Source organism: Bradyrhizobium sp. (assembly GCF_035273305.1).
Taxonomy (GTDB): Bacteria; Pseudomonadota; Alphaproteobacteria; order Rhizobiales; family Xanthobacteraceae; genus Bradyrhizobium.
This window is the reverse complement of the sequence record NZ_DATEPI010000330.1, coordinates 1-8926: the sequence shown is the minus strand read 5'-3', so window position 1 is coordinate 8926 and position 8926 is coordinate 1. Positions and strand designations below refer to the sequence as shown.

Genomic DNA, 8926 nt, shown 5'->3' with positions numbered 1-8926 from the left:
GGGCGAATGGCACCGAAACCAAAGACGTCTTGATCGAGGCTGTCGGTATCGGCCGCGACGGCAAAAAACATGCATTCTCAAACGCTGAGATGAAATTCACTTACCGAAATAGCGGCGTCGATGCTTCCATCATTTTTACCTCGGCGCGGTTTCGTGGCCAGGTCGCGACGGCGGCGGCGATCCGCGCGCGGATGAACGAGGTGCAGAACCATCGTGAGACCGCGCAGCCGATCCGCGAAAAGACCGGCGGCTCCACCTTCAAGAATCCACCGGGCCAAAGCGCCTGGAAGCTGATCGATGCCGCCGGCTGCAGGGGTCTGCGCCTCGGCGGCGCCCAAGTCTCGGAAATGCACTGCAATTTCCTGATCAATACCGGCACTTCGACGGCAAAGGATATCGAAAGCTTGGGCGAAACCGTTCGCAAGCGGGTGAAAGACCATTCCGGAATTGAGCTACACTGGGAAATCAAGCGGATCGGGATCGAGCAAAGCTGATGCGGACCACCATTCTTTTCGGCGGCACCAACAAAGAGCGCCTGGTATCGGTCGCCACCGCCCAGTCGCTGCATCAGGCATTGCCCGACGCGGACCTGTGGTTCTGGGACGCCGACGATACCGTGCATGAAACCCGCTCCGAGGTGTTGGTGAAGCATGCGCGGCCGTTCGAGGATTCATTCAAAGCCGGCACGCCAAGCATCGGCTCGATTGAGCAGGCGCTGGATCAAGCGAGGACAGAGGACCGCGTTCTGGTGCTCGGGTTACATGGTGGCGTCGCGGAGAATGGCGAACTCCAGGCGATGTGCGAAATGCGCGGCATTCCTTTCACCGGCTCGGACTCGGCGTCCTCGCATCTCGCTTTCGACAAAACCGCCGCCAAGCGCTTTGCCGAGATCGCGGGCGTGAAGGCCCCGCCAGGCGTAGCGCTTGACGATGTCGAGCGAGCACTGGCCGAGTTTGGCAGGCTGATTGCCAAACCGACGCGCGATGGCTCGAGTTATGGCCTGTTGTTTGTCAATTCGACGCAGGACTTGATCGCGGTCCGTCTGGCCGCGAAGAACGAAGATTATTTGATCGAACCTTTCATTGCGGGCACCGAGGCGACCTGCGGCGTGCTGGAGCAATTGGATGGCACGCTCATCGCGCTGCCGCCGATCGAAATTATCCCGCCCGACGGGCCGTTCGATTACGTCGCCAAATACCTGGCCAAACAGACGCAAGAGATTTGCCCGGGACGTTTTAGCGCCGAAATCAGCCGACAACTGATGGAGCAATCGCTCAAGGCTCATCGCGCGTTGTCTTGCGGCGGCTATTCGCGCTCGGACTTCATCATCACCGACAATGGTCCGGTTTATCTCGAGACCAACACCTTACCGGGGCTCACTAAAGCCTCGCTATATCCCAAAGCGCTCAAAGCTCACGGCATCCATTTCGCCGATTTCCTCAAGGACCAGATCACGCTCGCTGCGAGACGCGCTCGGAAGTAGGTAGAATCGTTACTAACGCGGGCGCGAAGTCGCTGGAAATGCTCAACTTCGCTCCTTGGTAAAGCTTTACGGTTTTTCGACAAACTACTCAAAAGGCGGACCAAATCGCGTCGTGCCTGCAGCGGGTTTACCATTTGTTTACGAGTAGGCCCGAAGGTTAACGCTGGCGGCGCACGTGGCGCTTGGCTGCCGGGCGTGAGCCGTGCGGATTTCCGTCGCGACGAACGCATCGAGGGAACAGGTGGCCTCTTTGCCTCGAGGTCATTATTCGCTCCGGCATCACCGAGACGTCGATTGTGCCAGAACTCGCAAGCGTTTGCGGGCATAACATTGACGAGCTCGTGTAATGGATGGTGCCGGACGCCTCGACCGATCGCTGCGATTGCCGAGGCCCCAAGCTGACCTGAAAGCCGCCGCGACTGGCGCCGTTCTGGTGTTGCGCCGGTGGCTGGGCTGGAAGCGTCGCACGGTCAGGCGCTCGATCGACCGCGAACGGCCACGTAAACTGATTGCAGTGATCGAACGCCTGCCGAAACGCAGCGGGATCGCGGCGACAGCGCTCTTGCTGCTGGGTAGCGCCGGACTCGGCATCGTCAAGGGCGGTCACGCTGAGGAATTGAGCGCGGCTGTAAGCGACGCTCGTAACGCAGCCGCCAACTATCTCGGGTTTCGCATAACGGCAGTTGCCATCAATGGCCGCAAGCAACTGACTCAGGATGAAGTGCTCGCAAGCGGTGGCGTCAACGGCCGCTCATCGCTGCTGTTCCTCGACGCGACCGTCGTCCGGGACAAGCTGAAAGGCAACCCTTGGATCGCCGACGCTACGGTGTTGAAGCTTTATCCCGGTCGGCTCCAGATCGACATTGTCGAGCGCTCGCCATTCGCGTTGTGGCAACAGGATGGAAGGCTGTCGGTGATCGCGGACGATGGCGCGGTGCTCGAGCCATATCTGTCGCGGCGATTTATCTCGCTGCCGTTGGTGGTCGGTAAGGGCGCCGAAACCCATGCGCGGGATTTCCTCGCTTTGCTTGGACAATATCCGCAGGTGCGCTCGACAACCAAGGCTGCGGTCTTTGTCGGCGAGCGGCGTTGGAATTTGCGTCTAAAGGATGGTCTCGACATAAGGCTTCCGGAAAATGATGTCGCCAATGCCCTCGCGTCACTGAGCAGGCTCGATCAAGAAGAGCACCTGTTCTCGCGCGACATCGTTGCAATTGACATGCGCCTGCCGGATCGCCTCACGGTGCAGTTGTCCGAAGACGCCGCCAAGGCGCGGGAAGAATTGTTCAAGAAACAGCCGAAAAAGAAAGCCGGGGACGTATGACCGGCTTTGATCGCACGCAGACGCCAAAGACGCGCCCGATGCTGCACAACCGCACCGCGATGGTCGCGTCGCTGGATATCGGGACCAGCAAAGTCGCCTGCATGATTGCCCGCCTTACGCCGTGCGCGCCGAGCGAGGCGCTGCGCGGCCGGACCCACGCCGTGGAGTTGATCGGCCACAGCCAGATCCAGGCCCGCGGGATGAAGGCCGGCGCGGTAGTCGATCTCGCAGAATGCGAGCAGGCTGTCCGCCAGGCCGTGGCGCTCGCCGAGCGGATGGCCAAGGTACGGGTGGAATCGGTTCTGCTCTCGGTCTCCGGCGGGAGGCTGCAGGGCCAACTCATCGAGGCAGCGGCCGACATCAAAGGTGGCGCGGTCACGTCGGCCGACGTCTCACGCATCACCTCGGCGGGTATGCGCCACGCCACAGGCGAGGGGCGCACCGTCTTGCACGCGCTGCCTGTCGGCTACGCGCTCGATGGGGTGAAGGGCATTCGCGATCCGCGCGGCATGGTGGCCCGGCAATTCGGGGTCGATATGAACGTGGTCACCTCGGATGCGACGGTGGCCAAGAACCTGATGCTGGTGGTCGAGCGCTGCCATTTGAATGTCGAAGCCATGGCGGCGAGTCCTTATGTCGCAGGTCTGGCGGTTTTGACCGACGATGAGGCCGATCTGGGCGCCGCGGTCGTCGAAATGGGGGCGGGGACCACCACAATTGCCACTTATTCGGGCGGCCGGTTCGTTCACGCCAGCGGATTTGCGGTAGGCGGGCAACACATCACGATGGATATCGCTCGAGGCCTCAGCACATGCATTGCGGATGCCGAGCGAATCAAGACGTTATATGGCACCGTGCTGACCGGCGGGTCGGACACGCGCGAGCTGATGTCGGTGCCGACCGCCGGCGACAGTGAGCTGGATGTTCCGCAGATTGTGTCCCGCGCCACGATCGCGAATATCGTTCGGCACCGCGCCGAGGAGATTTTTGAAATGGTCAGGGACCGCCTGGCGGACTCCCCCTTTGCCGCAGAGCCAAAGGCGCGAATAGTTTTGAGCGGCGGTGCTTCGCAGCTCACCGGCATTGCCGAACTAGCCACCCAGATTCTCGGCCGGCCAGTGCGCCTCGGTCGCCCGCTCGGCTTCGGTCGGCTGCCCAACGAAGCCAAGAGCGCCTCGTTCGCGGTGCCCTCCGGCCTGCTGGTCTATCCGCAACACGCTCATCTTGAACACGTCGAACCGCGGCGTACGCGGCAGCTCAGGACAGGGACTGATGGCTATTTCGGAAAGGTCGGACGATGGCTTCGCGAGGGCTTCTGATGAAACTTTTCCGGCGGATTCGAAATTCACGAACCCCCACGGCCGTCGGCCGGGGCGACCCCACGCGCGCGTAATCGAGAGGCAATCATGGCACTCAATCTAACTCCCCCTGACATCAGCGAGCTGAAGCCACGCATCACCGTGTTCGGTGTCGGTGGAGCTGGCGGCAATGCCGTCAATAACATGATCACTGCCGGACTGCAGGGTGTCGATTTCGTCGTCGCCAACACCGACGCGCAGGCGCTCACCATGTCGAAGGCGCAGCGCATCATCCAGATGGGCACTCAGGTCACCCAGGGCCTCGGCGCCGGATCGCAGCCCGATGTCGGCGCGGCGGCGGCCCAGGAAGTCCTTGACGAAATTCGCGACCATCTCTCCGGCGCCAACATGGTGTTCGTCACCGCTGGCATGGGCGGCGGCACCGGCACCGGGGCAGCACCCGTCATCGCCAAAACCGCGCGAGACATGGGCATCCTGACGGTCGGGGTCGTCACCAAACCTTTCCACTTCGAAGGCGCGCGCCGGATGCGCACCGCCGAGTCTGGCATTAGCGAGCTTCACAAGGTTGTCGATACGCTGCTGATTATTCCGAACCAGAACCTGTTTCGGGTCGCCAACGAAAAGACCACCTTTGCCGACGCATTCGCGATGGCGGACCAGGTGCTCTATTCAGGCGTCGCCTGCATCACCGACCTGATGGTCAAGGAAGGCCTGATCAACCTCGATTTCGCCGACGTTCGTGCCGTGATGCGCGAAATGGGCAAGGCCATGATGGGTACCGGCGAAGCCTCCGGCGACAAGCGCGCCTTGACGGCGGCGGAAGCTGCGATTGCCAATCCGCTGATCGACGATTCGTCGATGAAGGGCGCGCGCGGCCTGCTAATCTCGATCACCGGCGGAAAGGACCTGACGCTGTTCGAGGTCGACGAAGCGGCGACCCGGATTCGCGAGGAGGTGGATCAGGACGCTAATATTATCGTCGGCGCGACCTTCGACGAGAGCCTCGATGGCATTATTCGCGTCTCCGTCGTTGCGACCGGGATCGAACAGGCGCTGATCTCGCGAAATGCCGGAACGGCTGCGGCGGGCACGCCGGCACCGACGGCCACCGTGCCGGATACCCGGCTGGCCGATCTCACTGCGAAGCTGCGCGCTGAAAATGCACGGCTTGCCGAACGCGCCATCCACAAATCGGAACCGCAGCAGCCTGCCCAGGCCGCCCAGGGGGCGCAGCGCCCCTCCAACAGTGTCGAACGGGCAGCGCTCGCCGCGATTGCGGCTGCCGTCGCGCCGGAGAGCCCGCATCAGGCGCCGCCGCTGCAGTCCGCCTCGTATGGTGACGTGACCGTTCGGCCGATCGCGCAAAAGCCTTCGCTGTTCCCCGACCATGCCGTCGCGCGGCCCGAGCATCACGAGCCGGCGCCGCCTGAAACGTTCATTCCGCAGGCCCCGGAACGTGCGCCCGCTCGCGCGCCAAGGATGCCGAATTTTGAAGATCTGCCAATGACAGCCCAGAACGAGATCAGGCAGGCCCGCGGCGAAACCGAAGACGAGCATCCGCAAAAGACCCGCATGTCGCTGCTGCAGCGCCTGGCCAATGTCGGCCTCGGGCGTCGGGACGAGGAGACCGAGCCTCCGATCGCCGCGCGCGCCGCGGGTCCGGCAATGACACAGATGCCGCCATTACCTGAGCGGAAACCGCAGCGCTCGATCGGCCAGCAGATGACCGGCAACGAGCCAGTGTCGGAATATGCTCGCCGACCCGCTCCGCAGGGTCTGGACGTCCATGGCCGGCCGGCCAGTGTTGCCGCCCCGCCACATGGGGACGACCATCTGGATATCCCCGCTTTTCTGCGGCGGCAGGCGACATGAGATTGTTACAGATCCGAGGATGAAGAAGGCCCCGGCTGCGACGGTCGGGGCCTTCGTTTTTTGGTAGATCGATGCATGCGGATTTTCGATCAAGCAACTGAATCTAAATCGTTAATTTTGTATTTGGTGTCGGCGTTAAAGTTTCGAAGTTGCTTGCAAGCGCGTCGCAATTTGATGAAGGCTTGGCGCGAATACGGCAGAGTCAGGGTAACAATTGGTAAAAAAGCGTGAGTTGGCGGTCTAGGGGTCAGTGTTATTGTCTGCGGTGACTTGGGGAAACTTAGAGACGAATCAGTGCGCTACGGGGCTGATTCTAATCTCTAGGTAAGTCGGTAGTGGGCGGGTCTCGATGAAATTCAGCCGGCAAGCAACGCTTCGGTCGCAAGCTACGGTGACAGGCGTCGGAGTCCATTCCGGTCTGCCAGTCAATTTGACGCTAGGACCCGCACCGGTGGATGCGGGTTTTATTTTTGTCCGAAGCGGTCCGGACGGGTGCGACCGCGAGGTTCAGGCCTCGGTGGACTCGGTCATCGCGACCGAATTCGCAACCGTTTTGGGTGATCGCGAAGGTCCACTTGTCTCGACCGCCGAACACGTGCTTGCGGCCTTGCGCGGCATGGGCATCGACAACGCCACGATCGAAATTGATGGGCCCGAAGTTCCGATCATGGACGGCAGCGCCGCCGCTTTCGTCGCCGCGATCGATCAGGCCGGTATTTTGAACCAGTCCGGCGCACGCCGCTTTCTTCAGGTGGTGAAGCCCGTACAGGTTACCATGGGGAACTCCTTTGGGGAGTTGCGGCCGTACGCCGCCGGTTTCCGTGCCGAGGTCGAAATCGACTTTGCCAATCCCGTCATCGGCCAACAAAGCTATACGCTCGACCTGAGCCCGGAGAGGTTCCGCCGCGAGATCAGCCGCGCGCGTACCTTCGGTTGCATGAACGATGTGGCGCGGCTCTGGAGCGCCGGTTTCGCCCTCGGTGCGTCGTTTGAGAATTCGGTGGTGTTCGACGAAGAACGCCTGCTCAATACTGAGGGGCTGCGCTATAGCGACGAATGCGCGCGCCACAAGGTACTCGACGTCATCGGCGACCTTGCTCTCGCCGGTCTTCCTCTGCTCGGCGCCTACCGTTCTGTGCGCGGCGGCCACAAGCTCAATCACGCCGTCCTCACGGCATTGATGGCTGATCGTACTGCGTGGCGTGTGGTTGAGGCCGAAACGGCCCGTCGCTCGCGCGTTCAGGCCGAAGCCGGCAGCGGCATGGCGGCCGGCCTGGTCGCCCCCGTTTACGGGCCGGAAATGTCCTGAGTCTTTCGGGTTCGAAATCTCCGGAGTTTCGGGTTCGAAATCTCCCTGAGTTTCGGGTTCGAAATCTCCTGACTTAGTCATCGGTCCGCACCGCCTTAATCCGGGCGAATTGCCTGCGTACCCGGTTGGTTGAGGGGCATTTTTCGGCTAAACAGCCCCCGTTGCATGGCGCCAAGGGCACGGCAATCATTCGTCCATCAGGGCGCCTGAAGGCGCGGCGGGTACCGCATCACACGCGTCAGGTTCAGTTCTATGGCAACACAGCACATGACGCTCGAACTGCGCACACGGGTGAACGTCGGGTTGAGGCGGCAATTGCGTTTGGCTGCCGGTCTGGTTTTTACCGCCGTTTCCTTGGGCGGCTGTGGCACAGGCGCGCTGTGGGACAAGTTCATGGCCAAGGACGATACCTTCGTGGAGGAGCCCGCGGACAAGCTCTACAATGAGGGCTTGTACCTGATGAACCAGAGCAAGGATCCAAAGGCGGCGTCGAAGAAATTCGAGGAGGTCGACCGCCAGCATCCTTATTCCGAGTGGGCCCGCAAGTCGCTGCTGATGTCGGCCTATGCCTTCTACAACGCCGGCGACTACGACAGCTGCATCGGCGCTGCGACGCGTTACGTCACCTTGCATCCGGGAAGCGCCGACGCCGCTTACGCGCAATATCTGATCGCAGCCTCCCATTACGATCAGATCCCGGACATCACCCGCGACCAAGGCCGGACCGAGAAAGCGATCGCCGCGCTGGAAGAGGTGATCCGGAAATATCCGACCTCCGAATACGCCGTCAGCGCCAAAGCCAAGCTGGAAGGCGCCCGCGACCAGCTTGCCGGGCGCGAAATGAACGTCGGCCGCTATTACATGGACAAGCGCGACTACACCGCAGCGATCAATCGTTTCAAGACCGTGGTCACGCAGTACCAGACGACACGCCACGTCGAGGAAGCGCTGGCTCGGCTGACCGAGGCCTATATGGCGATCGGCATCGTCGGCGAGGCGCAAACCGCCGCTGCGGTACTTGGGCACAACTTTCCTGACAGCCGCTGGTACAAGGATGCTTACAATCTTGTAAAGTCCGGCGGTCTCGAGCCGAGCGAGAATCAGGGTTCCTATATCTCCAAAGCCTTCAAGAAACTGGGTCTCGGCTAGGAATTCATTTCGCATGCTGGCGCGTCTGTCGATCCGCGACATCGTCCTGATCGAACGGCTCGATATCGAATTTTCCCGTGGCCTCGCGGTGCTGACCGGCGAAACCGGTGCGGGCAAATCCATCCTGCTCGACGCATTCGCGCTGGCTCTCGGTGGACGCGGGGATGCGGGCCTCGTGCGACATGGCGTGGAGCAGGGCCAGGTCACCGCGGTGTTCGATGTGCCGAAGGGCCACCCAGCCTCGAACCTGCTTGCCGATAACGGTCTCGATGACGCCGGCGAGATGATCCTACGCCGGGTGCAGCTCGCCGATGGCCGGACTCGCGCCTTTATCAACGATCAGTCCATCAGCGTGCAAACCTTGAAGGCGGTCGGCTCGGCGCTGGTCGAGATTCACGGCCAGCATGACGAGCGCGCGTTGGTCGATGCGTCCACGCATCGCCGCTTGCTCGACGCCTTTGGCGGACTCG

At 61.8% G+C, this 8926-nt stretch carries 7 protein-coding genes and 2 pseudogenes; all 9 read left to right on the top strand.

All coding sequences use genetic code 11. The annotated features are described in order from the left end of the window. Positions 1-494, top strand: a pseudogene (locus tag VJV58_RS21580) (UDP-N-acetylenolpyruvoylglucosamine reductase); the annotation flags it as partial. Further along, positions 494-1483 carry a D-alanine--D-alanine ligase gene (locus VJV58_RS21575; protein ID WP_324139398.1) on the top strand — a complete coding sequence of 330 codons (990 nt, stop codon included), beginning with the start codon at positions 494-496 and terminating at the stop codon, positions 1481-1483. The pseudogene VJV58_RS21580 and the gene VJV58_RS21575, both read left to right, overlap by 1 nt. Before the next feature lie 25 nt (positions 1484-1508). After that, positions 1509-1830, top strand: a pseudogene (locus tag VJV58_RS21570) (D-alanine--D-alanine ligase); the annotation flags it as partial. Further along, complete coding sequence (locus tag VJV58_RS21565) at positions 1830-2807, top strand: cell division protein FtsQ/DivIB (protein WP_324139397.1); 978 nt, start codon at positions 1830-1832, stop codon at positions 2805-2807. The pseudogene VJV58_RS21570 and the gene VJV58_RS21565, both read left to right, overlap by 1 nt. Further along, positions 2804-4126, top strand: coding sequence for a cell division protein FtsA (ftsA, locus tag VJV58_RS21560; protein ID WP_324139396.1), 1323 nt, complete (start codon positions 2804-2806; stop codon positions 4124-4126). Before VJV58_RS21565 ends, ftsA begins: the two co-directional genes overlap by 4 nt. A gap of 87 nt (positions 4127-4213) precedes the next feature. Beyond that, positions 4214-5998, top strand: a complete 1785-nt coding sequence (gene ftsZ, locus VJV58_RS21555; RefSeq protein ID WP_324139395.1) for a cell division protein FtsZ — start codon at positions 4214-4216, stop codon at positions 5996-5998. Positions 5999-6347: 349 nt separating this feature from the next. After that, positions 6348-7307: a UDP-3-O-acyl-N-acetylglucosamine deacetylase gene (lpxC, locus tag VJV58_RS21550; RefSeq protein WP_324139394.1), complete on the top strand. Its 960-nt coding sequence runs from the start codon at positions 6348-6350 to the stop codon at positions 7305-7307. Between the two features lie 252 nt (positions 7308-7559). Further along, positions 7560-8456, top strand: a complete 897-nt coding sequence (locus tag VJV58_RS21545) for an outer membrane protein assembly factor BamD (RefSeq protein WP_324139393.1) — start codon at positions 7560-7562, stop codon at positions 8454-8456. Between the two features lie 13 nt (positions 8457-8469). Beyond that, a partial coding sequence (locus tag VJV58_RS21540) for an AAA family ATPase (RefSeq protein WP_324139392.1) occupies positions 8470-8926 on the top strand: 457 nt, incomplete at its 3' end.